Origin of the sequence: Streptomyces litmocidini, from assembly GCF_014649755.1 — a bacterium.
Taxonomy (GTDB): Bacteria; Actinomycetota; Actinomycetes; order Streptomycetales; family Streptomycetaceae; genus Streptomyces; species Streptomyces litmocidini.
In genome coordinates this window covers 488,227-512,357 of the sequence record NZ_BMTQ01000005.1, presented here as the reverse complement: position 1 = coordinate 512,357, position 24,131 = coordinate 488,227, and the positions used below count along the sequence as shown (strand labels likewise).

Annotated in this window: 20 protein-coding genes; 11 read left to right on the top strand and 9 right to left on the bottom strand. The window is 72.8% G+C overall.

Going from position 1 to position 24,131, the window contains the following annotated elements:
• Nucleotides 1-109: 109 nt before the first annotated feature.
• From IE180_RS14510 to IE180_RS14495, 4 genes are all read right to left on the bottom strand, one after another.
• Nucleotides 110-529 (bottom strand): CBS domain-containing protein, encoded by a 420-nt coding sequence (locus tag IE180_RS14510; RefSeq protein WP_190157271.1) that lies wholly within the window; start codon nucleotides 527-529, stop codon nucleotides 110-112.
• A gap of 123 nt (nucleotides 530-652) precedes the next feature.
• Nucleotides 653-1,282, bottom strand: a complete 630-nt coding sequence (locus IE180_RS14505; protein WP_190157270.1) for a DUF305 domain-containing protein — start codon at nucleotides 1,280-1,282, stop codon at nucleotides 653-655.
• Nucleotides 1,279-1,956, bottom strand: coding sequence for a thioredoxin-like domain-containing protein (locus IE180_RS14500; RefSeq protein ID WP_190157269.1), 678 nt, complete (start codon nucleotides 1,954-1,956; stop codon nucleotides 1,279-1,281). Before IE180_RS14500 ends, IE180_RS14505 begins: the two co-directional genes overlap by 4 nt.
• 90 nt (nucleotides 1,957-2,046) lie before the next feature.
• A complete protein-coding gene (locus tag IE180_RS14495; protein WP_229860475.1) occupies nucleotides 2,047-2,385 on the bottom strand; it encodes a hypothetical protein in 339 nt (112 codons plus the stop codon).
• Between the two features lie 293 nt (nucleotides 2,386-2,678).
• Here IE180_RS14495 and glnA2 point away from each other — a divergent pair, with 293 nt between their 5' ends.
• Nucleotides 2,679-4,040, top strand: coding sequence for a gamma-glutamylpolyamine synthetase GlnA2 (glnA2, locus tag IE180_RS14490; protein ID WP_190157267.1), 1,362 nt, complete (start codon nucleotides 2,679-2,681; stop codon nucleotides 4,038-4,040).
• Between the two features lie 222 nt (nucleotides 4,041-4,262).
• On the top strand, nucleotides 4,263-4,751 hold the full coding sequence (locus tag IE180_RS14485; protein WP_229860474.1) for a GNAT family N-acetyltransferase: 489 nt from the start codon (nucleotides 4,263-4,265) through the stop codon (nucleotides 4,749-4,751).
• Between the two features lie 663 nt (nucleotides 4,752-5,414).
• Here the strand turns inward: IE180_RS14485 and IE180_RS14480 are convergent.
• A complete protein-coding gene (locus tag IE180_RS14480; protein WP_190157266.1) occupies nucleotides 5,415-7,550 on the bottom strand; it encodes a PIG-L family deacetylase in 2,136 nt (711 codons plus the stop codon).
• 281 nt (nucleotides 7,551-7,831) lie between these two features.
• On the opposite strand from IE180_RS14480, the gene IE180_RS14475 reads away from it, so the two are divergent.
• Entirely contained in the window at nucleotides 7,832-10,819 is a 2,988-nt protein-coding gene (locus IE180_RS14475; protein WP_190157265.1) for a bifunctional [glutamine synthetase] adenylyltransferase/[glutamine synthetase]-adenylyl-L-tyrosine phosphorylase, read from the top strand.
• Here IE180_RS14475 and IE180_RS14470 read toward each other — a convergent pair.
• The gene (locus tag IE180_RS14470; protein ID WP_190157264.1) at nucleotides 10,816-11,256 is read right to left on the bottom strand and encodes a MarR family winged helix-turn-helix transcriptional regulator; all 441 of its coding nucleotides are present in this window, start codon (nucleotides 11,254-11,256) and stop codon (nucleotides 10,816-10,818) included. The genes IE180_RS14475 and IE180_RS14470 overlap by 4 nt on opposite strands.
• Before the next feature lie 63 nt (nucleotides 11,257-11,319).
• Here IE180_RS14470 and IE180_RS14465 point away from each other — a divergent pair, with 63 nt between their 5' ends.
• Nucleotides 11,320-11,730 (top strand): VOC family protein, encoded by a 411-nt coding sequence (locus tag IE180_RS14465; RefSeq protein ID WP_190157263.1) that lies wholly within the window; start codon nucleotides 11,320-11,322, stop codon nucleotides 11,728-11,730.
• Between the two features lie 140 nt (nucleotides 11,731-11,870).
• Here the strand turns inward: IE180_RS14465 and IE180_RS14460 are convergent, their stop codons facing one another.
• Nucleotides 11,871-12,485 (bottom strand): TetR/AcrR family transcriptional regulator, encoded by a 615-nt coding sequence (locus tag IE180_RS14460; RefSeq protein WP_190157262.1) that lies wholly within the window; start codon nucleotides 12,483-12,485, stop codon nucleotides 11,871-11,873.
• A gap of 112 nt (nucleotides 12,486-12,597) precedes the next feature.
• Here IE180_RS14460 and IE180_RS14455 point away from each other — a divergent pair, with 112 nt between their 5' ends.
• Together IE180_RS14455 and IE180_RS14450 are read left to right on the top strand one after the other, a co-directional pair.
• Nucleotides 12,598-14,139 carry an APC family permease gene (locus IE180_RS14455; RefSeq protein WP_190157261.1) on the top strand — a complete coding sequence of 514 codons (1,542 nt, stop codon included), beginning with the start codon at nucleotides 12,598-12,600 and terminating at the stop codon, nucleotides 14,137-14,139.
• Nucleotides 14,049-15,617 (top strand): amidohydrolase, encoded by a 1,569-nt coding sequence (locus tag IE180_RS14450; RefSeq protein WP_190157260.1) that lies wholly within the window; start codon nucleotides 14,049-14,051, stop codon nucleotides 15,615-15,617. The genes IE180_RS14455 and IE180_RS14450 overlap by 91 nt, the downstream gene beginning before the upstream one ends.
• Nucleotides 15,618-15,738: 121 nt before the next feature.
• Here the strand turns inward: IE180_RS14450 and IE180_RS14445 are convergent, their stop codons facing one another.
• Both IE180_RS14445 and IE180_RS14440 read right to left on the bottom strand, forming a co-directional pair.
• Entirely contained in the window at nucleotides 15,739-16,647 is a 909-nt protein-coding gene (locus IE180_RS14445; RefSeq protein ID WP_190157259.1) for a phosphatase PAP2 family protein, read from the bottom strand.
• 74 nt (nucleotides 16,648-16,721) lie between these two features.
• Nucleotides 16,722-17,756 (bottom strand): LacI family DNA-binding transcriptional regulator, encoded by a 1,035-nt coding sequence (locus tag IE180_RS14440; RefSeq protein WP_190157258.1) that lies wholly within the window; start codon nucleotides 17,754-17,756, stop codon nucleotides 16,722-16,724.
• A 335-nt stretch (nucleotides 17,757-18,091) separates the two neighbouring features.
• Here IE180_RS14440 and IE180_RS14435 point away from each other — a divergent pair, with 335 nt between their 5' ends.
• Genes IE180_RS14435 through IE180_RS14415 form a run of 5 tightly spaced genes read left to right on the top strand, consistent with a single transcriptional unit; the run spans nucleotide 18,092 to nucleotide 24,059 of the window.
• Nucleotides 18,092-19,369 (top strand): extracellular solute-binding protein, encoded by a 1,278-nt coding sequence (locus tag IE180_RS14435; RefSeq protein WP_190157383.1) that lies wholly within the window; start codon nucleotides 18,092-18,094, stop codon nucleotides 19,367-19,369.
• Nucleotides 19,370-19,388: 19 nt separating this feature from the next.
• Nucleotides 19,389-20,402, top strand: a complete 1,014-nt coding sequence (locus tag IE180_RS14430) for a carbohydrate ABC transporter permease (protein WP_190157257.1) — start codon at nucleotides 19,389-19,391, stop codon at nucleotides 20,400-20,402.
• Nucleotides 20,396-21,268, top strand: a complete 873-nt coding sequence (locus tag IE180_RS14425) for a sugar ABC transporter permease (protein ID WP_373302773.1) — start codon at nucleotides 20,396-20,398, stop codon at nucleotides 21,266-21,268. Before IE180_RS14430 ends, IE180_RS14425 begins: the two co-directional genes overlap by 7 nt.
• Before the next feature lie 50 nt (nucleotides 21,269-21,318).
• Entirely contained in the window at nucleotides 21,319-22,992 is a 1,674-nt protein-coding gene (locus tag IE180_RS14420) for a glycoside hydrolase family 13 protein (RefSeq protein WP_190157255.1), read from the top strand.
• Nucleotides 22,980-24,059, top strand: coding sequence for a LacI family DNA-binding transcriptional regulator (locus IE180_RS14415; protein ID WP_190157254.1), 1,080 nt, complete (start codon nucleotides 22,980-22,982; stop codon nucleotides 24,057-24,059). The genes IE180_RS14420 and IE180_RS14415 overlap by 13 nt, the downstream gene beginning before the upstream one ends.
• The last annotated feature ends 72 nt before the right edge of the window (nucleotides 24,060-24,131 follow it).

Sequence of the window (24,131 nt, the reverse complement as noted above, 5' to 3'; positions counted from 1 at the left end):
GCCGCCCCCCGGACACCGCCGCCCGGACACGAAGGTCCGGGCGGCGGACCGGGCGGCGGCCCGAAACGGGATCGGGGCACCCGGGTGGAGAAGGGCGGCGGGAACCGGGTCAGGAACCGGAGTAGACGCTGGAGACGAACGCCTTGATCTGCTCGTCCGACAGGTGCTGGGCCAGATCGGCCTCACTGATCATTCCCACGAGCCGCTTGTCCTCGATGACCGGCAGCCGCCGGATCCGGTGGCTCTGCATCTCCTCCAGGACGACGTCCACGTCCGCGTCCGACTCGACCCAGCGGGGGGTGCCCTTCGCCATGTCGCCGCAGGTGACCCTCGACGGGTCGTGGCCCTCGGCCACACAGCCGACGACGATGTCGCGGTCCGTGATGATGCCGCAGAGCCGTTCGTTCTCGTCGGCGATGGGCAGCGAGCCCACGTTGTGGTCGCGCATCATCTGCGCGGCACGGTCGAGCGTCTCGTGTGCCGGGATCCACTGGGCCCCGGTGTGCATGATGTCCTTCGCCGTGGTCATGGGGTGCGTACCTTTCGTCGAACGTCGCCGTGCGAAGTCCCCGAGCCCCACCCATTGTGGGCGGACGGCACGGCCCCCGCGACCGCAGCGGGTCGCGGGGGCCGCGTGCCGGTCCGGCGGGGCTCAGGCCCCGCGCTTCTTCAGCATGTCCGCCATCAGCGCCATCTCCGACGTCTGCGCGTCGACCATGCCCTGCGCGAGGTTCCGCTCGATCTCCACGCCGCACTTCTGGACACAGCCCTCGGCCATGTGGACCCCGCCCTTGTGGTGCGCGGTCATCAGCTTCAGGTACAGGACCTCGGCGGCCCGGCCGTCGGCCCTCCGCAACTCGTCCAGCTGCGCGTTGGTCGCCATGCCCGGCATCAGGGCCCCGTCCGGATCGCCCGTGCCCCCCATGCCGCCCATGCCCATCCAGGCCATCGGCTCGACACCGGACTCGTTCTTGGGCAGCCCCCACAGGTCGAGCCAGCCGAGCATCATGCCCCGCTGGTTGGCCTGGGTGTTGGCGATGTCGTACGCGAGCCGCCGGACCTCCTCGTCCTTCGTCCGGTCCCGGACGATGAACGACATCTCGACGGCCTGCTGGTGGTGCACGGCCATGTCCCGGGCGAAGCCGGCGTCCGCCGACGAGGAGACCGGGGTGTCCGGCTCCTCGTCACGGTCGGCGGAGGCGACGGTGACCGCGCCCCCGGCGAACAGCAGCGCGAGGACGACGGCGGCGACCGCCGCCCCCTGCGTACGGTCGAGCCTCACTGGCCCATCCCCGTACCGCCCTGGCCGTCCGCGCCGATCCCGCCCGTGCAGGCCGCGCCCGGCTCCGGGGTCTGCGGGCCCTGGACGTACTTCGTGAAGAAGGCGTCGACGCGCGGGTCGTCCGCGCCGTCCACGGTCACCTGCTTGCCCCAGGCGGACAGCATGATCGCGCCGGCCTGGTCGTCCACCGGGCTCATCAGCGAGTACTTGGTCTTGCCGACCTTGTCGGCCAGCTTCTTCACGTCGGCCTGGGAGGCCTTCTTGTTGTACGTCACCCAGACGGCCCCGTGCTCCAGCGAGTGCACGGCGTTCACGTCGGCGATCTTCTTCGTGTAGACCACGCCGTCGCAGTTCTGCCAGACCGGGTTGTGGTCGCCGCCCACCGGCGGCTTCATGTCGTACTTGACGGCCGTCTGGACGTGGTTGCGGCCGAGCTTCTTCGGGTCCCACGACTTCTCGGCCGCGATGGGGGCCTTCGCGGCGGCGTCCTTGGCGTCCTGCTCGTCGGACTTCTTCATCAGCACGAAGGTGCCGAAGCCGACGAGGCCGAGCACGACGACGGCGGAGACGCCGATGGTGACGAAGCGGTTGCGGCGCTCACGGGCCTGCTCGGCGCGGCGCATCTCCTCTATTCGGGCGCGGCGGTCGGCGGTGGCGGAGCGGTTGGCGGCCATGGTGGTGTCGTCCTTCTTCGGGAGTGGGGTGGAGTTCGGGGGTGGACGTGCGGGGGCGGGCCCGCCGCGGAGGCGGGGCGCCCGTCGCCGCTACGTCCGGAGAACTTGAAGGACGTGCAGGTCCGGCGCGCGCGGCCGGGCGCCCGAGCGGCGCGACGGCCCGTCACCGGAGGGCGGCGCGAGGCGCGGCGCCCCGCCGTCCGCGTGCGGCGGGGCGTCGAGCGGGGGCGCGCTGAGCACCGCGGGGGAGAGCGAGGGGAAGAGGGAGCAGCCGCCGCGGTCGTACGGGCAGACGTACTCGCCGGTGGCGGCGACGGCCGTCGGCGTCCGCGGACCCGCCGCGTGAGGGGCGCCGTGCCGCTCCGGCACCGTTCCCTGACAGAGGAAGAGCGCGGCGAGGAGCGTCGCCACGGCACTCGCCAGTGCCATGGGACGCGCGTGTCGGGACGGGCGTACGAGCCGTGTGGCCCCCATGGGCGCAGATCGTAGTGGGCGAAGCGCCTCCGTGGGCCGAACGGGGTACCACCCGGTACCGGCGGGCGGATGCCGGACGGGCGGGGAAGCCTCCCGAATCCGGCCGATCCCCGTTACCCGAGTCACATCCGAGCAGGCAGTATGGGTGTGCAACGTGCGCGAAACCATGTGGTGGGATGCTCAGGTGCCCCCCGATGTACCGGAGGCGGTGGGAGCAGGCGGCCTGACCAGCGAGGATGGGTGTGGAAATGGACAAGCAGCAGGAATTCGTGCTCCGTACGCTCGAGGAGCGCGACATCCGCTTCGTACGCCTGTGGTTCACCGACGTGCTCGGCTTCCTCAAGTCGGTGGCCGTGGCCCCCGCCGAGCTGGAGCAGGCCTTCGACGAGGGCATCGGCTTCGACGGCTCCGCGATCGAGGGTTTCGCCCGCGTCTACGAGTCGGACATGATCGCCAAGCCGGACCCGGGCACCTTCCAGATCCTGCCGTGGCGCGCCGAGGCCCCGGGCACCGCCCGGATGTTCTGCGACATCCTCATGCCGGACGGCTCGCCCTCCTTCGCCGACCCGCGCTACGTCCTCAAGCGGGCCCTGGCCAAGACCTCCGACCTCGGCTTCACCTTCTACACCCACCCCGAGATCGAGTTCTTCCTCCTGAAGGACAAGCCGCTCGACGGCTCCCGGCCCACCCCGGCCGACAACTCGGGCTACTTCGACCACACCCCGCAGAACGTCGGCATGGACTTCCGACGCCAGGCCATCACCATGCTCGAATCGATGGGCATCTCGGTGGAGTTCTCCCACCACGAGGGCGCGCCCGGCCAGCAGGAGATCGACCTCCGCTACGCCGACGCACTGTCCACCGCCGACAACATCATGACCTTCCGCCTGGTCATGAAGCAGGTGGCCCTGGAGCAGGGCGTGCAGGCCACGTTCATGCCGAAGCCGTTCTCGGACTACCCCGGCTCGGGCATGCACACCCACCTGTCCCTCTTCGAGGGCGACCGGAACGCCTTCTACGAGTCGGGCGCCGAGTACCAGCTGTCCAAGGTCGGCCGCTCCTTCATCGCGGGCCTCCTCCGCCACGCGGGCGAGATCTCCGCCGTCACCAACCAGTGGGTCAACTCCTACAAGCGCATCTGGGGCGGCTCCTCCCGCACCGCCGGCTCGGGCGGCGAAGCCCCCTCGTACATCTGCTGGGGCCACAACAACCGCTCCGCGCTCATCCGCGTCCCCATGTACAAGCCGGGCAAGACGGGCTCCTCCCGCGTCGAGGTCCGCTCCATCGACTCGGGCGCCAACCCCTACCTGACCTACGCGGTCCTCCTCGCCGCCGGCCTCAAGGGCATCGAGGAGGGCTACGAACTCCCGGCCGGTGCCGACGACGACGTCTGGGCCCTCTCCGACTCGGAGCGCCGCGCGATGGGCATCGAGCCGCTCCCGCAGAACCTGGGAGAGGCGATCGCCCTGATGGAGAAGAGCGAACTGGTCGCCGAGACGCTGGGCGAGCACGTCTTCGACTTCTTCCTGCGCAACAAGAAGCAGGAGTGGGAGGAGTACCGCTCCGAGGTCACCGCCTTCGAGCTCCGGAAGAACCTGCCGGTGCTGTAGGGGCGGGCGTCCCCCGCCCTGCCGGCGGCACGGAACTCGTGCCCACGACCGCCGACCGGGCGGCCGGCGCGGTGCCCGGTCTCGCGCTCGGCCCCGGCTCCCCCGCCCAGGGGGCGGTGGCCGAGACCGGCCGGCCGGGGGCCGGCAGGGGGCCGGCCGGGGGCGGGCGGCGCGCGGCCAAACCCGTTGCCCGGGGCCCGGCGGGCGGTCCAGACTGCCGCGGTGAAGATCGAACCCGTCGCCACCGCGCGGCTCGTGTTGCATCCGTTGAGCGAGGCCGAGGCCGCGCGCATCGTCGCCCGGCAGGCCGGGGCCGGGGACCGCTGGGGAGAGGAGTACCCCGGCGACGGGGACGTCCGGGCCGCCACCGGCTTCCTGCGCGGGCTCGCCGAGCAGGGGGACCCGGGAGTGTTCCGGCCCTACGAGATACGACTCGACGGCGTCGTCGTCGGCGGCATCGGGTTCCACGGGCCGCCGGACGAGATCGGGGTCGCGACCGTCGGGTACGGGCTGACGCCCGCGGTACGGGGGAACGGATACGCCTCCGAGGCACTGCGCGCGCTCCTCGAAGTCGCCCGGGTGGCGGGCGTCGCCGGGGTGAAGGGCGACGCCGACCTGGACAATCCGGCCTCGCACCGGGTGATGGAGGCGGCGGGGATGCGGTGCGTGGCGGAGGACGACCGGCTCCGCCACTTCTACCGGGGCTTCTGACCGACCGGTCCTCCCCGCCGCCCCTTGCCCTCGCGGGCTGCACCGCCCTCGCCCGAGCACCCGCCGGGGCGGTGCCCCCGCCCGTGCGGGCCCGCGCCCTGCGGGGCGGTGCCCCCGCCGGTGTGGGACCCGCGCCCTGCGGGGCGGTGCCCCCGCCGGTGTGGGACCCGCGCCCTGCGGGGCGGTGCCCTCGCCCGCGTGGGACCCGCGCCCTGCGGGCGGTGCCCCTCCCCGCACCTCCGTGTGGGCAATCGTCCCGCTGGGCGAGGGGGGTCCCCCCTGCTCGAGCGGAGCCGAGAGCTTGGGGGAGGGTGGGCACACGGGACGGCGCCTCTCAGCGGCGCCTCCGCGTTCCGCGCCCCGACCCGCACCACGTCGTGCGGCGCACGTTCGGTGCGGGTTCAGGCGCGGGAGCCTCGGGCGCCGGCAAGGGGCGCCGTCCGTTGTGCCCACCCGTTCCGCCCCAGCGGAACGACTGCCCACAACGGCGGGGCGCCGCCCACAACGGCGGGGCGCCGCCCACAACGGCGGGGCGCCGCCCACAACGGCGGGGCGCCGCCCACAACGGCGGGGCGCCGCCCACAACGGCGGGGCGCCGCCCGCAGCGGCGGGGCGCGAGGGGCGGGCGCCGTCCCGGTGAGCGGCTGCTCGCGGCGGGAGGGGTCAGCGGCCCGCCGGGGTCCAGTGGAGGCGACCGTCCAGGCCGATCGCCGCCACCCCGTCCGTCCCCGCGTCCGGCGCGCCGGAGAACAGGAACTTCTCCAGCGTCCACACCGGGCGCGCCCCGGCCCGGCCGTGCGGGGCGGCCGTCGCCAGGAAGCCGGTGCGGGAGCGGACCGCGAGCACGCCGTCGCCTCCGCTCACCGGGCCGAAGCCCGCGACGCCGGTGCCGGGCAGTTCCGCGACCGGGGAGATCGGACCCGTACCGGAGAAGTCGGCGCTCCGCAGGTCGCCGGAGGCCGGCTTGCGGAACCAGAGGCGCACGCCGTCGCCGTCCGGCGCCGCGCTCGCGCTCAGCGCGAGGGTCGTCGGCGGCAGTCCGGTCGCCGCGGGCCCGGTCAGCGGCCCGCCGGGACCCTGCTCGGCCCAGGCGAGGACGGTGTTCGGGGTGCTGGCGAAGACGTGCCCCCGGCCCTCGGCGTCCGTCGCCGCCACCGGGTCGCCGTACACCTCCGTGCCGCCCAGGGACCGCCAGGGCCCCCAGCCGCCGTCGGGCCGCTGTTCACGGGCCGTCAGCCGGTGGCGGCTGTCGCGCAGGACCAGGGTGGCCCGGCCGTCGGGGGCCACGGTCACGGCGGGCGCGCTGATGTCGGAGGTGCCCTCGGCGTCGTTCCGTTCGGGCGTGCCGAGGGAGTGCCAGGGGCCGAAGCCGGCGCCCGGAGCGGTCTGGACGGTGGTGACCACCTCGCGCCGGTAGGCGGCGGCCTCGCCGCCGAGCGTCGTGCGGGTGCCGAAGACGGCGATGCGGCCGTCGGGCAGGGTCACGGAGGTGATCCCGCTGTCGAGTCCGGTGCCGGGCAGCAGTTCCGGTCCCTGCCAGGCCACGGAGGCCGCCGGCTTCCGCCAGGCGGCGAGGCGTCCGTCGAGGACGGAGAAGGCGTGCAGTCCGCCGGCCGGGTCGCGCTGGACCCAGGAGGTGGAGGTGCCCCGGGCGTACCGGACGGTCTGGGTCCAGCCCCGCCCGGCGGGCCGTGCGGCCACCTTCAGGTCGCCGCAGCCGGCGTCGGGCCCGCAGTCGTGGACGCCGTCCAGCCAGGCGTACGTCTTCAGGGTCCGCAGCTTCGCGTCGGCGGTCTCGGGGTCGAGGGTGTGCGGCAGGGCGCTGGTCGGGTAGCCGAGGTAGTTCTGCACGCCGACGTGGGGGTGGTCGGGCAGTTCCGCGTACCGGGCGAGCGCGGTCTGTACGAACCGCGCCCCGTACAGGTGGTCCTGGTGGTCCCGGAACTTCCCGCTCTTCGGGTACGTGCCGGGGCTCGGGTCCTGCATCCGGACGAAGGTCGGCCGGAACCGCTCCAGGAGTCCGGTCACCGTGGCCACGACCTGCTCCTTGGTGTAGGCGAAGTCGGCGGTGACGGGGGTGCCGGCGGAGCGCTGCGATCCGAGGGCGGTGATCCGGCCGTCCCAGAGGCCGTGGAGGCTGTGCGGCCGGTCGCCGTTGATGGCTCCGGCCTCGCGTATCTGCAGCCACACCAGTCTGATCTGCGGCCGGGCGCGCAGGGTGTCCAGTTCGGCCCATCCGCCGCCGGCCGTGGGTATCGCGGTCCGGTCCCAGGAGCTGGTCCGGCTGCCCGTCGCCATCTCGGCGTAGGCGGCGCGTATGCCGTTCTGCCGGGCCTCGGCGTAGCCGGCCTTGTCGGGCGCGATGGCCTTGGCGTCGCGGGGAAGGGCGTTGACCCCGTCGGACTCGCCGGCGGTGAGGTAGACGGCGGCGAGGGGGCTGCCGGAGCGGAGGGACTGGGAGACGTCCGGGTTCATGAAGAACAGGTCGTCGTCCGGGTGGGCCACGATCTGCATCACGGAGACGGGGGAGGGGGAGCCGGCGCCCCGCGCGGGGCCGGTCCCGGGCTTGTCGCCCTTCCCCGGTCCCTCCTGCTTCCCCTGCTCCCCGGTCTTCCCCCGCGCCTCCGTCGGCGGGACCTTCGTCGGCACGTGCGACGGATCCTCCGCCGCCTGCGGCGCTCCCGTCACCGTGAGGAGCCCGGCGAAGGCGCCGCCCACCAGGGCGGCCGTCACCGCCGTCCTGGCGGTCCTGCGGCGGGACGGGCGGGGGAGGGGGCGGAGGCGGCGGCGGACGGGCATGTCTCGGTGGTGTGCTTTCCCATGAGGTCGGACGAGCGGGATGGTCCCGCGGAAGGCAGGACGAACGTTCAAGGAATACGGTTCATCGGGTCCGAAAAGCCACCGATGTGCGGGACGTCACGTGTGATCCGCCGCGGTCCGCCACGATCCGCCGCGGTCCGCCGAGGGCCCCCGCGCCCCCCTGCGATCCACAACCCCGGACGCCCGGGCTCCGCGCTGCGGATAGGCTCGTTCCCCCGGGTTCGTCCCCGGGGTCGGACCTGTTCGGAGGGAGCGGCGGAATGACGGTGCCGGGACGCAGGAGCAGCACGTTCTCACGTCTGCTGCGGCACGGGTTCACCGATCCCTCGGAGGCCGAACGGCTCCTCGACGTGCCCGAGCTGTCCGCGCTGCGCGGCGATCCCGTCCTGCTCGACGCCCTCGGCGCCACCGCCGATCCCGACCTCGCCCTGCGCGGCCTGGTCCGCCTCGTCGAGGCGCAGGCCGAGACGGAGCGGCAGACCCTCACCACCACGCTGCTCTCCGCGAAGCCGTTCCGGGACCGGCTCCTCGGGGTGCTCGGCGCCTCCGAGGCGCTCGCCGACCACCTGGCCCGGCACCCCCGCGACTGGGAGTCCCTCGTCACGTACGAGGCGGTCGACCTGCACCCGGGGGTCGCCGAGTTCGAGCAGGGGCTCGCCGAGGCCACCGATCCGGTGTCGCTGCGGGTCGCCTACCGCCGCTGCCTCCTCGCCATAGCGGCCCGTGACGTGTGCGGCACCACCGACGTCGCCCAGGCCGCCGCCGAGCTCGCGGACCTGGCGACGGCGACCCTGCGCGCCGCGCTCGCCATCGCCCGTACGGCCGCGCCCGCCGACGCCGCCATGTGCCGGCTCGCGGTGATCGCGATGGGCAAGTGCGGCGGCCACGAGCTGAACTACGTCTCCGACGTGGACGTGATCTTCGTCGGGGAGCCCGCCGAGGGCGCCGACGAGGGGAAGGCGCTCCAGGCCGCGACCCGGCTCGCCTCCCATCTGATGCGGATCTGCTCGGAGGCCACCGTCGAGGGCACCATCTGGCCGGTCGACGCCAATCTGCGCCCCGAGGGCCGCAACGGTCCCCTCGTGCGCACCCTCTCCTCCCACCTCGCCTACTACCAGCGGTGGGCGAAGACCTGGGAGTTCCAGGCGCTGCTCAAGGCGCGCGCGGTGGCGGGCGACCCCGAGCTGGGCGCCCAGTACATCGCCGCCGTCTCCCCGCTCGTCTGGCAGGCCGCCGAGCGCGAGAACTTCGTCCCCGACGTGCAGCAGATGCGCCGCCGCGTCGTCGCCGGCATCCCCGTCGCCCAGGTCGACCGCGAGCTCAAGCTCGGCCCCGGCGGCCTCAGGGACGTCGAGTTCGCCGTCCAGCTCCTCCAGCTGGTGCACGGCCGCAGCGACGCCACCCTGCACAGCGGCACCACCCTCGACGCGCTCGCGGCGCTGGCCGCCGGCGGCTACGTGGGCCGCGCCGACGCCTCCCAGCTCGACGAGGCGTACCGGTTCCTGCGGGCCATGGAGCACCGCATCCAGTTGTACCGGCTGCGCCGCACCCACCTCGTCCCCGAGGACGAGGCCGATCTGCGCCGCCTCGGCCGCTCCCTGGGCATGCGCACCGATCCGGTCGCCGAGCTCAACAAGGAGTGGAAGCGGCACGCCGCCGTCGTGCGACGGCTGCACGAGAAGCTCTTCTACCGGCCGCTGCTCGACGCCGTCGCGCAGCTCGCCCCCGGTGAGATCCGGCTCAGCCCGAAGGCGGCCGGGCAGCGGCTCGAAGCGCTCGGGTACGCGGACCCCGCCGCCGCCCTGCGCCACCTGGAGGCGCTGGCCTCCGGGGTGAGCCGGAAGGCCGCGATCCAGCGGACCCTGCTGCCGGTGCTGCTCGGCTGGTTCGCGGACTCCGCCGATCCGGACGCCGGTCTCCTCGGCTTCCGCAAGGTCTCCGACGCCCTCGGCAAGACCCCCTGGTACCTGCGGCTGCTCCGCGACGAGGGCGCCGCCGCCGAGAACCTCGCCCGGGTCCTGTCCGCCGGGCGCCTCGCCCCCGACCTGCTGCTCCGCGCCCCCGAGGCCGTCGCGATCCTCGGCGACCCGGAGGGCCTGAAGCCGCGCGGCCGGGACCACCTGGAGCAGGAGGTCCTGGCGGCGGTGGGCCGCGCGGGCGGTGCCGAGCAGGCGGTCGCGGCGGCCCGCGGGGTGCGCCGCAGGGAGCTGTTCCGCACCGCCGCGGCCGATCTCATCGGCTCGTACGGCACCGAGGACAGCCCCCGCGAGCCCGATCCGGGCGCGCTCGTGGACCGGGTGGGGGAGGCCGTCACCGACCTCAACGCGGCGACGATCGCGGGCGCCCTGCGGGCCGCCGTGCGCGCCGAGTGGGGCGAGGAGCTGCCGACCCGGTTCGCGGTGATCGGCATGGGCCGCTTCGGCGGCCACGAGCTCGGGTACGGCTCCGACGCCGACGTGCTGTTCGTGCACGAGCCGCGCGAGGGCGTCGACGAGCAGGAGGCGACCCGGGCCGCGAACCGGGTGGTCGCGGAGATGCGGCGGCTGCTCCAACTGCCCACGGCCGACCCGCCGTTGCTGATCGACGCGGATCTGCGTCCGGAGGGCAAGAGCGGTCCCCTGGTGCGCAGCCTGAAGTCGTACGAGGCCTACTACCGCCGCTGGTCGCTCGTCTGGGAGAGCCAGGCGCTGCTGCGCGCCGCGCCGATGGCGGGGGACCTGGAACTGGCGGACCGCTTCATCGGACTCGTCGACCCGCTGCGCTATCCGGCGGAGGGCCTCGGCGAGGACGCGGTCCGCGAGATCCGCCGCCTCAAGGCCCGGATGGAGTCCGAGCGGCTGCCGCGCGGCGCCGACCCGACGCTCCACGCCAAGCTCGGGCGCGGCGGTCTCAGCGACGTCGAGTGGACGGTCCAGCTGCTCCAGATGCGGCACGGCTGGGCCGAACCGGCCCTGCGGACGACCCGCACCCGCGAGGCCCTGGCCGCCGCCCACGCGGCGGGGCTGATCCCGACGGAGGAGGCGCAGACCCTCGACGAGGCCTGGGTCCTGGCCACCCGCGTGCGCAACGCGGTGATGCTGGTCCGCGGCCGTCCCGGCGACACCTTCCCCTCGGAGCCGCGCGAACTCGCCGCGGTGGGGCGGTACCTGGGGTACGAGGCGGGTCACGTCGGGGAGATGGTCGACGACTACCGCCGGATCACCCGCCGGGCCCGCGCGGTGGTGGAGGAGCTGTTCTACGGGGCCTAGAGTCCCTCGTGCACCCGGAGCAACAGGCCCTGGAGCTGGGCCCGTTCCTCCGGGCTCAGCGGTGCGAGCAGGTCGTCCTGGACGGAGCGGGCCTCGGCGTCGAGTTCCGTGAGGAGGTTCCGGCCGGCCGGGGCGAGGGTGACGGAGACCCGCCTGCGGTCCTCGGGGTCGCGCGCCCGCTCGACGTATCCGCCGTTGGCCAGCTGCTCCACCACCTTGGCCATGTCGCTGGGGTCGACGCCGAGGCGGACGACGAGGTCGCGCTGGGCGTGCGGGCCGAAGTCGGCGAGGGCGGCGAGGACCGCCATGTCCCAGAGGCGCAGGCCGCGTTCGGCCAGCCGGTCGGCCAGTCTGCCCCGGGCGGCCTTGCCGATCCTGGAGAGCAGATAGGTGCTCAGGCCGAGCAGGGCGGGCGGGGCGGATCGCGCGGAAGACATGACCGAATTCTAAGGTCCACTCCTATAGTGGGTGCAGACCTACTGTTTTTCGAGGAGTCCGCCGTGCACGCCCCGTACCCCCGATTGCTCGTCGCCCGCTTCGCCGACTGCTTCCGCTTCTACGCGGCCGTCCTGCCGCCGCTGACCGGGGCGGACCTCGACAAGGGCGGGCCGGAGGGGCCGTACGCCAACTGGGAGGTGGACGGCCGGGGCGTCCTGGTGCTGTTCGACCGCGCCGCGATGGCCTCCGTCCTCGGCACCGGAGACCTGCCGGACCGTCAGGAGCCGTTCCAGGACACCGGGATGCTCGTGCTGAGGGTGGACGACGTCGACGAGGCCCTCGCCCTCTGCCTGGGGTCCGGCGGCGCCCCCGTGCTCGGCGCGGCCGACCGCCCGGAGTGGGGTCCCGGCCTGCGCACCGCCCACCTCCGCGACCCCGAGGGGCGGCTCCTCGAGCTCCAGTCCTACAGCTGACCCGTCCTCGCGGCCGGCCCGCCCTCACAGCTGCCCGCCCTCACGGCTGCCCGCCCTCAAGGCTGCCCGCCTCCGCGGCCGACCCGTTCCTCCAGTCGGTCCGGTCCCGCGGCCGATCCGTTCCCGTGGCCGGTCCGGCCCTACGGCCGGTCCGTGTCGAGCAGCGTCCGGACGTGGGTCAGATAGCCGGCGAGGGCCATTTCGAAGGCCCGGTCGGCGCGGCTCCCGGAGACCGCGCCGAGGGCTCGGGCCAGCCGGGGAGTGGCCGTCTCGTCGGCCAGCTCCCACATCATCTCGGGCGCGGCCATGTCGAGGGCCGAGCCGAGCACCAGGTTCTCCAGGCCGATGATCACCGGCATCACGTCCGGGAGCGGGAAGCCCGCCTCCAGGAGGCGGGCGACGGCCTTCTCGTACTGCTGGAGCACCTTGGGCGCGCGCACCGGCGAGGCGGTGAGCAGCGGGATCGTGCGGGGGTGGGCGGCGAAGGCGGCGCGGTACGAGCGGGCCCAGGCGGCCATGGCCGCGTCCCAGGGCGCCAGCTCGAAGGCGTCGTCGTCGATGGCGTCGCAGACCCGCTCGCGCAGCAGCTCCACGATGCCGTCCCGGCCGTCCACATGGTGGTACACCGAGGCCGTCTGCGCCCCGAGCCGGCGGGCGATCTGCGGGACGCTGAACTCGCCCTGCTCGTCGACGAGTTCCAGCGCTGTGGTGGTGATGCGCTCCCGGTCGAGGAGGGGTGTGCGCGGCCGGCCCATGAAGGTTTTCCCCCAGTTCAGGTCTTCCCGAATCGTCGGGCACGAGGCTACATTGCGCCAACCGAAAGGCTTTAGGTTTCCTGCTCCCGCCGCAGAAGGGCCTCCCCACCCCATGTCGTCCAGCACCTCCGACGAGCCGCCCGGGCTCCGCCCCGGCACGCTCACCACCGCCGACATCTCCTTCTTCGTCGTGTCCGCCGCCGCCCCGCTCACCGTCATGGCCGGCGTCGCCCCCATCGCCCTCGTCCTCGGTGGCATCGGCGCCCCGGCCGGATACCTCCTCGCCGGCCTCACCCTCGCCGTCTTCGCCGTCGGCTTCACCACCATGAGCCGCCACGTCCGCAGCGCCGGCGCCTTCTACGCGTACATCGCCCAGGGCCTCGGCAAACCCCTCGGCATCGCCGCCGCCCTCGTCGCGATGGTCGGCTACAACGGCATGGAGATCGGCGTCTACGGGCTCCTCGGCTCCGCCACCGCCGACACCGCCCACGCCCTGTGGGGCGTCGACCTGCCCTGGCTGCCGATCTCCCTCGCCGGACTGGTGATCATCTGGTACGGCGGCTACCGCTCCATCTACTTCGGCGCCAAGGTCCTCGGCGTGCTGCTCGTCGCCGAGACCGGCATCCTCGTGCTCCTCGCCGCCGGCGTCCTGGTCGAGGGGGGCGCCGACGGCCTCTCGCTCGACTCCTTCGCCCCCGGCAACGTGTTCGTCCCCGGCACCGCCGCCGTGCTCGCCTTCGCCTTCTCCGCCTTCACCGGCTTCGAGTCGACCGTCATCTACCGCCGCGAGGCCCGCGACCCGGCCCGCACCGTCCCCCGCGCCACCTACATCGCGGTCGGCTTCCTCGGCCTCTTCTACGCCTTCGTCGTCTGGACCGTCATCCAGGCCTTCGGGGACGACAAGGTCGTCGAGGCCGCCGCGGGCGACACCGGCGGACTCTTCTTCACCGCCATCACCACCTACGTCGGCGGCTGGGCCGCCGACCTGATGCACCTCTTCATCGTGACCAGCATCCTCGCCTCGCTGCTCGCCTTCCACAACGCGATCAACCGCTACGGCCTCGCGCTCGCCGAGGAAGGCGTCCTGCCCGCCGCGCTCGGCCGCGTCCACCCCCGCCACCGCTCCCCGTACCTCGCCGGCGCCGCCCAGACCGTGCTCGGCGCCGTCATCGTGCTCGGCTTCGCCGCCGCCGGCGCCGATCCGTACACCCAGCTGCTGCTCTGGGTGAACACCCCCGGCATGCTCGGCCTCATGGCGCTGATGCTGCTCGCCGCCCTCGCCGTCGTCCGCCACTTCCGGCGCGTCCCCCACCAGGAGGGCGCCCTGCGCACCCTCGTCGCCCCGGCCGCCGCCGCCGTGCTCCTCGCCGTCGCCCTCTGGCTCGTCGCCTCCAAGGTCGACCTGTTCACCGGCGCCTCCCCCGCCGTCAACACCGTCCTCGTCGCCGTCGTCCCCGCCGTCCTCGTCCTCGGGCTCCTCCTCGCGCACCGGCTGCGCCGCAACCGCCCCGAGGTCTACGCCCGCTTCGCCGCAGAGCCGTCCACCGAAGGAGCCGACCCCCAGTGCCCGCACCCGACCTCCTCCTCGTCAACGCCCGCGTCCGCACCCCCGAGCTCTCCCGGCACACCGCTGTCGCCGTCCACGACGGACTGATCACCGCCCTCGGCACCGACGCCGAGGCCCGCGCCTGGGCCGGCCCCGGCACCGAGACGGTCGACCTCGCCGGCGCCACCCTCACCCCCGGCCTCACCGACGCCCACAGCCACCCCGTCTGGGGCCTGGAGATGTTCACCGGCACCGACCTCTCGGCCGTCACCGACCTCGAAGGACTGCGCGCCGCCCTCCGCCGCGCCGAACGCCGCGACGGCTGGGTCCTCGGCCACGGCCTCGACCACAACGTCTTCGGCGGCCTCCCGATCCACCACGACCTCGTCGAGGACGCCCTCGGCGGCGCCCCCGCCCACCTGCGCCTCTACGACGGGCACTCCGTCCTCGTCAGCGGGGCCGCCCTCGAGGCCGCCGGCATCGAAGGCCCCCGCGCCTTCGCCCAGCACTCCGAGATCGTCTGCGACGCCGACGGCCGCCCCACCGGACACCTCGTCGAGCACGCCGCCATGGACCTGATGACCCCGGTCCTGCCCGCCCGGCCGTACGCCGAGCGCCGCGCCCGGCTCGTCGAACTGCTCGGCGCCATGGCCGCCACCGGCCTCACCGCCGCCCACGTCATGGACCTCGGCGGACACGACGTCCCCGGACTCCTCGCCGGCATCGAGGAGGACGGCGACCTGCCGGTCCGCCTCCGCCTCGCCCCCTGGTGCATGCCCGGCGCCACCGCCGAGGAGCTCGACGGATTCGTACGGCTCCAGGAGCGGGCCGGACGCCTGTGGCGGATCGGCGGCGTCAAGTTCTTCATGGACGGCACCGTCGAGGGCGGCACCGCCTGGCTGGAGCACGCCGACTGCCACGGCCGGGGCACCGACGCCTTCTGGCCCGACCCGGCCGCCTACTCCGCCGCCGTGCGCCGGCTCCACCGGGCCGGGGTCGGCACCGCCACCCACGCCATCGGCGACGCCGCCGTCCGGCACGTCCTCGACACCGTGGAGGGGCTCGGTACGGGCGGACCCCGCCACCGGATCGAGCACATCGAGACCGTCCCCGACGACCAGCTCGGCCGCTTCGCCGCACTCGGCGTCGTCGCCTCGATGCAGCCCCCGCACACCGCGTACACCCGCGCCGACCACACCGACGAGTGGTCCAGGCGGCTCGGCGGGGAGCGGGCCGCCCGCGCCTGGCGCTGCCGAGACCTGCGGGACGCCGGGGCGCACCTCGCGCTCGGCTCCGACTGGCCCATCGCCCACTACGACGCCCGCCAGGTCCTCGCCACCGCCCGCGCCCCGCGCGGCGCGGCCTCCGCCCGGCGCGGGCTCACCGGCCCGATGGCCCTGGAGGGGATGACCACGCACGCGGCGCTCGCGGCGGGGGAGGAGAAGGTCGCGGGCCGGATCGCCCCGGGCTTCCGGGCCGACCTCACCGCCTTCGCCCTGGACCCGGTGGAGGCGCCGGCGGACGAGGCCGCCGAGGCACCGGTACGGCTGACGGTCACCGGGGGCGGGATCACCTACAGGGGCTGACCGGGTCCGGGCCGCGCGCCGGGTCCCGTACCGGGGCCGGCACCGGGTCCGGGCCCCGCACCGGGGTGGCAAGCACGCACGGCGACCGGCCGGGCCCCGCGCGGGGCCCGGCCGGTCGGGGTCACTTGCCGGAGGCGACCGGCTCCGCGTCGTCCTCGCGGTCCGTCCCCGTCACCGGGGGCGGACCGCTCCGCCGCGGGGACGAGGCCGCCGGCTCCACCAGCTTCGGCAGGCGATGGGGGCGGGAGCCGTACCAGAAGTAGGAGACGGCGAAGCCGAAGGACAGGCAGAGCACGCCGCCGACCGCGTCCATCCAGAAGTGGTTGGCGGTGGCGACGATGACGACGAGGGTCGCCGTCGGGTAGAGCAGGCCCAGGATCCTCGCCCAGGGCGCCCGGGCGAGCAGGAAGATCGTCATCCCGCACCAGAGCGACCAGCCGATGTGCATCGACGGCATCGCCGCGTACTGGTTCGACACGTGCTTGAGGTTCCCCGAGGCCATCGAGCCCCAGGTGTGGTGGACGAGCACCGTGTCGACGAAGTTCTGGCCGTTCATGAGCCGGGGCGGCGCGAGCGGATACAGGTAGTAGCCGACCAGGGCCACGCCCGTGGTCGCGAACAGGACCGTGCGGAACGCCCCGTAACGGCCCGGATGCCATCGGTACAGCCACACCAGCACGCCGATGGTCACGACGAAGTGCAGCGTGGCGTAGTAGTAGTTCATCGAGACGATCAGCCACGTCACCGAGTTCACGGCGTGGTTGACGGCGTGCTCGAAGGCGAGGCCGAGGGACTCCTCGGCCTTCCAGATCCAGTCGGCGTTCCTGAGCGCCTCGGCCTTCTGCTCCGGCACCGCGTTGCGGACGAGCGAGTACGTCCAGTAGCTCACCGCGATGAGCAGGATCTCGAACCAGATGGTGGGACGGCGTGGTGAGCGCGCGCGCAGCCGCGCGAACCTTCCCTCGTCGGCCACGATGGGTGACGACGGGGTCGTCCGGCTGTCCAAGCTCTTCACGGTCGTTTCACCCATAGCGAGAGAGTCTGCCAGATCCCGCCCCCCGACCGATCATCCCTCGGTCGGGTTCGGGCTGCACCCGCTCCGCCTCAGGAAGGAGTGCGCGCGGGGGAGGGCGCCGACGCGGTCGAACCGCGAACCACCAGTTCAGGCATGAAGACGAACTCGGAGTGCGGAGCCGGGGTGCCCCCCACTTCTTCCAGGAGCGCGCGGACCGCGGCCTGCCCCATCGCCTGCACCGGCTGCCGGATCGTGGTGAGCGGCGGGTCGGTGAACGCTATGAGCGGAGAGTCGTCGAAACCGACGACCGAGACGTCCCGGGGGACGTCCAGCCCCTGCTGCCGGGCCGCCCGGATCGCTCCGAGCGCCATCATGTCGCTCGCGCAGACGACCGCCGTGCAGCCGCGGGAGAGCAGAGCCCCGGCCGCGGCCTGGCCGCCCTCCAGGGTGTAGAGGGAGTGCTGGATCAGCTCCTCGGACTCCTCGGAGGAGAGGCCGAACCGCTCCGCCATGCCCTGCTGGAAGCCCTCTATCTTGCGCAGCACCGGCACGAACCGCTTCGGCCCGACGGCCAGGCCGATCCGCGTGTGCCCGAGCGCGGCCAGGTGCGTCACGGCCAGCCGCATCGCCGCCCGGTCGTCGGGGGAGACGAAGGGCGCCTGGACCTTCGGGGAGAAGCCGTTGAGGAGGACGTACGGGACGCCCTTGCCGCGCAGCTGGTCGTAGCGCGTCATGTCGGCGGTGGTGTCGGCGTGCAGGCCGGAGACGAAGATGATGCCGGCGACGCCGCGCTCCACCAGCATGTCGGTGAGCTCGTCCTCGGTGGACCCGCCGGGGGTCTGGGTGGCGAGGACCGGGGTGTACCCCTGCCGGGTCAGGGCCTGCCCGATGACCTGGGCGAGGGCGGGGAAGATCGGGTTGTCCAGCTCGGGGGTGATGAGGCCGACGAGCCCCGCGCTGCGCTGCCGCAGACGCACGGGCCGTTCGTAGCCGAGCACGTCGAGGGCGGCAAGGACGGATTCGCGGGTGGCGGCGGCCACTCCCGCCTTGCCGTTGAGCACGCGGCTGACTGTGGCCTCACTGACCCCCGCCTGGGCTGCGATGTCGGAGAGCCGCGCGGTCATGAGGAAGGACTGTACCGGTCACGGGGCGTATTGCCCACCGCTACCGCCGGATCGCCCCGGTGCCGTCCTGCTGCAAGGCCTTGCAGTCCTTGCCGTCGCCTTGCGGGGGGCGTTCGGGCGGGAAAGGGGGACGATCGCCCCTGTCAAGCGATCCTTCGGCAACCTTCGGGACACGTGAATGTAACGATCGCCGGAGCTTGCAGAAAGTTCCCGCAAGGTCTTTCGGCGCGTTTTCATCCCTGTTACGTTCCTGGCAACCCGGAGCGCCGCGAGGGAGCGGTCGCATGAGGAAGGTTCAGCCCCTCGTCACCCCCGGGATCATCGAAGGAGTTCACATGCGGCGTGGCATAGCGGCTACCGCGCTGGTCGCGGCCCTGGGCGTGACCCTGGCGGCGTGCGGCGGCAGCGACAGCGGTTCCAACGGCGGCTCGAAGGGCTCGGGCGAGCTCTCCGGCACCGTGACCTGGTGGGACACCTCCACGGTCGGGTCCGAGGACAAGGTCTTCAAGAAGGTCGCCGAGGACTTCACCAAGGCGCACCCCAAGGTCACCGTCAAGTACGTGAACGTGCCCTTCGGCGAGGCCCAGAACAAGTTCAAGAACGCCGCGCAGTCCGGCTCCGGCGCGCCCGACGTCATCCGCTCCGAGGTCGCCTGGACCCCCGAGTTCGCCGACCTCGGCTACCTCGCCCCGCTGGACGGCACCCCGGCCCTCAAGGACCAGGGCGACTTCCTCAAGCAGGCGGCGGCCTCCACCAAGTACAACGGCAAGACCTACGCGGTCCCGCAGGTCATCGACTCCATGGGCATCTTCTACAACAAGAAGATCTTCAAGGACGCCGGCGTCGCGGTCCCCAAGACCATCGACGAGCTCAAGTCCGTCTCCGCCAAGATCAAGCAGAAGACCGGCAAGACCGGCCTGTACCTGCGCGGCGACGACGCCTACTGGTTCCTCTCCTTCCTGTACGGCGAGGGCGGCGACCTGGTCGACGCCGAGAACAAGAAGATCACCGTCGACAACCCGGCCGGCGTGAAGGCCTTCAAGGTCGTCAAGGACCTGGTCGACTCCGGTGCGGCCAAGACGGACGCGACCGACGGCTGGAACAACATGCAGACCGCCTTCAAGGAAGGCAAGGTCGCCATGATGATCAACGGCCCCTGGGCCGTCGCCGACACCTACACCGGCAAGGAGTTCGCCGACAAGGCCAACCTGGGCATCGCCCCGGTCCCGGCCGGCTCGGGCGGCCAGGGCGCCCCGCAGGGCGGCCACAACCTCGCCGTCTACGCCGGTTCGAAGAACCTCGACGCCTCCTACGCCTTCGCCGAGTACATGACCTCGGCCGAGACCCAGGCGAAGGTCTCGAAGGAGCTCAGCCTCCTCCCCACCCGCGAGTCGGTCTACATCAAGCCGGACGTCGCGACCAACGAGATGATCGCCTTCTTCAAGCCGGTCGTCGACAAGGCCGTCGAGCGCCCCTGGATCCCGGAGACCGGCAGCCTCTTCGCGCCGCTCGTCACCGAGTACACCAAGGTCCTGACCGGCCAGACCACCCCGGAGACGGGAGCCAAGACGGTGGGCGACGGCTACCGCAAGCTCCTGAAGGACTGGAAGTAACAGGAAGGCAGGCCGGCTGATGGCTGTGGACACCCCCAGCCAGTCGGTGGTGAAGACCGCGGGCGACTCCGTCGCCCGCGGTCGGAGCCGCGGAACTGGCAGTCACCGGGGCGCGTCGAAGCGCTCCCTCTCCACCCACTGGTACGCCTGGGCGATGGTCGCTCCGGTGACGATCGTGATCGCCGTGATCATCGGCTACCCGCTGGTCCGCGGCATCTACCTGTCGCTGACCGACGCCAACGAGCGGAACGTCGCGCGGTCCATCGGTGTCAACCAGATCCCGGCCAGCTACGAGTTCGTCGGCCTGGACAACTACACCGACGCGATCACCGGGGGCCAGTTCCTCGGGACGCTGGGCTGGACGGTCGTCTGGACCGTGTCCTGCGTGTCGCTGACGTTCGCCCTCGGCCTCGGCCTCGCCAACATCCTGAACCGGAGGATCGCCGGCCGCTCCGCCTACCGGCTGATGCTGATCCTGCCCTGGGCCGTGCCCGGCTTCGTCTCCGTCTTCGCCTGGCGCTTCCTCTACAACCAGGACAACGGCCTGCTCAACAAGGTCCTCGCGGGCGGCGGCATCGACGCCGTCCCGTGGCTCAACGACCCGACCTGGGCCAAGCTCTCGGTCATCGCGACCAACGTCTGGCTCGGCGTCCCGTTCATGATGGTCGCCCTCCTCGGCGGACTCCAGTCCATCCCCGGCGAGCTGTACGAGGCCGCCGAGATGGACGGCGCGAGCGCCTGGCAGCGCTTCCGGCACATCACCATGCCGGGGCTCCGGTCCGTCAGCACCACCGTGGTCCTGCTGAGCACCATCTGGACCTTCAACATGTTCCCGGTGATCTTCCTGCTCACCCGGGGCGGGCCCGGCGAGGCCACCCAGATCCTCGTCACCCAGGCCTACAAGTTCTCCTTCGAGGTCAGCCCGCGCGACTTCGCCCAGTCGTCCACGTGGGGCGTGCTCATCCTGGTCCTCCTGATGGTCTTCGCCGCGTTCTACCAGCGCGTCCTCCGCAAGCAGGGAGAAGTCTGGTGACCACCACGACCCCCACCCCCCAGACCCTGAACGCCCCGGTCCGGGGCCGCCGCTCCCCGCTCGCCTCGGTCGGCCTGCACCTCACGCTGATCGTCGCCTCCGTGATCGCCGTCTTCCCGGTGCTGTGGGTCCTGCTGACCTCGCTGAAGCCGGCGAAGTTCGCGACCACCACGGACTTCTTCAGAGAGACGACGTTCGAGAACTACACGAACCTGCTGAACGACACCCCGTTCCTCACCTGGTTCGGCAACTCGCTGCTCGTCGCCGGCCTCACCACCGTCCTCGGCGTCTTCGTCTCCGCCACCACGGGCTACGCCGTCAGCCGCTTCCGTTTCCCCGGCAAGCGCGGCCTGATGTGGACGCTGCTCGTCACCCAGATGTTCCCGGTCGCCGTCCTGATCGTGCCGATCTACAACATCATGGCGACGATGGGCCTGCTCAACCAGCCGGCCGGCCTGGTCATCACGTACCTGACCATCGCCGTCCCGTTCTGCGCGTGGATGATGAAGGGCTTCTTCGACACCATCCCGCGCGAGATCGACGAGTCCGGCTACGTCGACGGCCTCACCCCGTTCGGCACCTTCTGGCGGCTCATCCTGCCGCTCGCCAAGCCGGGCATCGCGGTCACCGCCTTCTACTCCTTCATCACCGCCTGGGGCGAGGTCGCCTACGCCTCCGCCTTCATGGTCGGCGACGAGAACCTCACGCTCGCCGGCGGACTCCAGAAGTTCGTCAACCAGTACGGCGCCCAGTGGGGCCCGATGTCCGCGGCCTCCGTGCTGATCGCCGTCCCCGCCGCCCTGGTGTTCCTCTTCGCCCAGCGGCACCTGGTCACCGGCATGTCCGCCGGCGCCGTCAAGGGCTGACGGTCCTGAGCGCCCCGCCCGTACCCCCCTCCTTACCTCCCAGGGAAGACATGACCCAGCATCTCGCCACCCCGGCCGACGCCCACACCACCGGCACGCACACGGGCTGGTGGAGAGACGCCGTGATCTACCAGGTCTACCCGCGCAGCTTCGCCGACGGAAACGGCGACGGCATGGGCGACCTGGAGGGCGTCCGCAGCCGGCTGCCGTACCTCAAGGAGCTCGGCGTCGACGCCGTCTGGCTCTCCCCGTTCTACGCCTCGCCGCAGGCCGACGCCGGCTACGACGTCGCCGACTACCGGGCCATCGACCCCATGTTCGGCTCGCTCCTCGACGCCGACGCGCTGATCCGCGAGGCCCACGAACTGGGCCTGCGCATCATCGTCGACCTGGTCCCCAACCACTCCTCCGACCAGCACGAGTGGTTCCAGCGCGCCCTGCGCGAGGGCCCCGGCTCGGTGCTCCGCGAGCGCTACCACTTCCGCCCCGGCAAGGGGAAGAACGGCGAACTCCCGCCCAACGACTGGGAGTCCATCTTCGGCGGCCCCGCCTGGACCCGTACGGAGAACCCGGACGGCACCCCCGGCGAGTGGTACCTCCACCTCTTCGCCCCGGAGCAGCCCGACTTCAACTGGGAGCACCCCGCGGTCCGCGACGAGTTCCGCTCCATCCTGCGGTTCTGGCTCGACATGGGCGTCGACGGCTTCCGCGTCGACGTCGCCCACGGCCTGGTCAAGGCCGCGGGCCTGCCCGACATCGGCGCCCACGACCAGCTGAAGCTGCTCGGCAACGACGTCATGCCCTTCTTCGACCAGGACGGCGTCCACCAGATCTACCGCTCCTGGCGGCAGATCCTCGCCGAGTACGACGGCGAGCGCATCCTCGTCGCCGAGGCGTGGACCCCGACCGTCGCCCGCACCGCGAACTACGTGCGCCCCGACGAGATGCACCAGGCCTTCAACTTCCAGTACCTGGGCACCCACTGGGACGCCGCCGAGCTCCGCGCCGTCATCGACGCCTCGCTCGACGCGATGCGCCCGGTCGGCGCCCCCACCACCTGGGTGCTGTCCAACCACGACGTCACCCGGCACGCCACCCGCTTCGCCAACCCGGCGGGCCTCGGCACCCAGCTCCGCGAGGCCGGCGACCGCGAGCTCGGCCTGCGCCGCGCCCGCGCCGCGACCCTGCTCATGCTGGCCCTGCCCGGCTCCGCCTACGTCTACCAGGGCGAGGAGCTCGGCCTGCCGGACGTCACCGACCTGCCCGACGAGGTCCGGCAGGACCCGTCGTTCTGGCGGGCCAGCGGCCAGGACGGCTTCCGCGACGGCTGCCGGGTGCCGATCCCGTGGACCGTCGAGGGCTCCTCGTACGGCTTCGGCGACGGCGGCTCCTGGCTGCCGCAGCCCGCGACCTGGAGCGCCCTGAGCGTCGAGGCGCAGACCGGCGACCCCGGCTCCACCCTGGAGCTGTACCGCAGCGCGCTCGCCGTCCGGCGCGAGCGCCCCGAACTCGGTGCGGGCGACTCCGTCGAGTGGCTGGAGGCACCCGAGGGTGTGCTCTCCTTCCGCCGCGGCGGATTCGTCTGCACCGCCAACACCACCGGCCGGGCCATCACCGTCCCGCTGCCCGGCCGGTATCTCCTCTCCAACGAGGAGGTGGGCGGCTCCGCCGGGGAGGGGACGGTGGAGCTGCCCGCCGACACCACCGTCTGGTGGGCGGCGTGACGATCCCCCTGCCGCGGGGCGCCGGGAACGGCGCCCCGCGGCTCGCGGACATCGCCGCCCAGTCCGGGGTCAGCGAGGCCACCGTCAGCCGGGTCCTCAACGGCAAGGCGGGGGTGGCCGGCACGACCCGGCACAAGGTCCTGGCGGCGCTCGACGTGCTCGGCTACGAGCGTCCCGTACGGCTCAGACGCCGCAGCGCGGGCCTCGTCGGGCTCGTCGTGCCCGAGCTGACCAACCCGATCTTCCCGGCCTTCGCGCAGGTCGTCGAACAGGTCCTCGCCGGGCACGGCTACACCCCGGTCCTCTGCACCCAGATGCCCGGCGGCGCCACCGAGGACGAACTCGTCGACCAGCTGGTGGAACGCGGGGTGGCCGGCATCGTCTTCCTCTCCGGGCTGCACGCGGACGCCACCGCCGATCCCGCGCGCTACGCCCGGCTGACCGAGCGCGGCGTCCCGTACGTCCTCATCAACGGCTACAACGAGCACATCGACGCCAACTTCGTCTCCCCGGACGACCGGGCCGCGGCCAGGATGGCCGTCCGGCACCTGGTCGAGCTGGGCCACGAGCGGATCGGCCTCGCCGTCGGCCCCACCCGTTACGTGCCCTCGCGCCGCAAGGCCGAGGGCTTCACCGCCGAGCTGTACGAGCTCCTCGGCGTCGAACGGGCCGAGGCCGAACGGTTCATCAGACCCACGCTCTTCGGCGTCGAGGGCGGGCACGCGGCCGCCGACATCCTCCTCCGCGAGGGCTGTACGGGCATCGTCTGCGGCTCCGACCTGATGGCGCTCGGCGTGATCCGCGCGGTGCGCGCCCGCGGCCTCGACGTGCCCGGCGACGTCTCCGTCGTCGGCTTCGACGACTCGCCGCTCATCGCCTTCACCAGCCCCCCGCTCTCCACCGTGCGCCAGCCCGTGCAGGCCATGGCGACGGCGGCCGTCGGCGCGCTCCTGGAGGAGATCGAGGGGAATCCGGTGCAGCGCACGGAGTTCGTCTTCCAGCCGGAGCTGGTGGTGCGCGGTTCCACGGCGCAGCCGCCCGGCCGGCTTCCGCACGTCCTTTCGTAACAAGTTACGTCGAGGTGTCCGGAGGGTTGACCGGGCGCCGGGGCACTCATACGGTCACGGCTGAAAACAGTT

What these genes read in the sequence shown, in the direction of transcription:
- IE180_RS14510 (WP_190157271.1), bottom strand. Translation starts at nt 529, where the DNA reads ATGACCACGGCGAAGGACATCATGCACACCGGGGCCCAGTGGATCCCG.
- IE180_RS14500 (WP_190157269.1), bottom strand. Translation starts at nt 1,956, where the DNA reads ATGGCCGCCAACCGCTCCGCCACCGCCGACCGCCGCGCCCGAATAGAG.
- IE180_RS14495 (WP_229860475.1), bottom strand. Translation starts at nt 2,385, where the DNA reads ATGGCACTGGCGAGTGCCGTGGCGACGCTCCTCGCCGCGCTCTTCCTC.
- glnA2 (WP_190157267.1), top strand. Translation starts at nt 2,679, where the DNA reads ATGGACAAGCAGCAGGAATTCGTGCTCCGTACGCTCGAGGAGCGCGAC.
- IE180_RS14480 (WP_190157266.1), bottom strand. Translation starts at nt 7,550, where the DNA reads ATGCCCGTCCGCCGCCGCCTCCGCCCCCTCCCCCGCCCGTCCCGCCGC.
- IE180_RS14475 (WP_190157265.1), top strand. Translation starts at nt 7,832, where the DNA reads ATGACGGTGCCGGGACGCAGGAGCAGCACGTTCTCACGTCTGCTGCGG.
- IE180_RS14470 (WP_190157264.1), bottom strand. Translation starts at nt 11,256, where the DNA reads ATGTCTTCCGCGCGATCCGCCCCGCCCGCCCTGCTCGGCCTGAGCACC.
- IE180_RS14460 (WP_190157262.1), bottom strand. Translation starts at nt 12,485, where the DNA reads ATGGGCCGGCCGCGCACACCCCTCCTCGACCGGGAGCGCATCACCACC.
- IE180_RS14455 (WP_190157261.1), top strand. Translation starts at nt 12,598, where the DNA reads ATGTCGTCCAGCACCTCCGACGAGCCGCCCGGGCTCCGCCCCGGCACG.
- IE180_RS14445 (WP_190157259.1), bottom strand. Translation starts at nt 16,647, where the DNA reads ATGGGTGAAACGACCGTGAAGAGCTTGGACAGCCGGACGACCCCGTCG.
- IE180_RS14440 (WP_190157258.1), bottom strand. Translation starts at nt 17,756, where the DNA reads ATGACCGCGCGGCTCTCCGACATCGCAGCCCAGGCGGGGGTCAGTGAG.
- IE180_RS14435 (WP_190157383.1), top strand. Translation starts at nt 18,092, where the DNA reads ATGCGGCGTGGCATAGCGGCTACCGCGCTGGTCGCGGCCCTGGGCGTG.
- IE180_RS14430 (WP_190157257.1), top strand. Translation starts at nt 19,389, where the DNA reads ATGGCTGTGGACACCCCCAGCCAGTCGGTGGTGAAGACCGCGGGCGAC.
- IE180_RS14420 (WP_190157255.1), top strand. Translation starts at nt 21,319, where the DNA reads ATGACCCAGCATCTCGCCACCCCGGCCGACGCCCACACCACCGGCACG.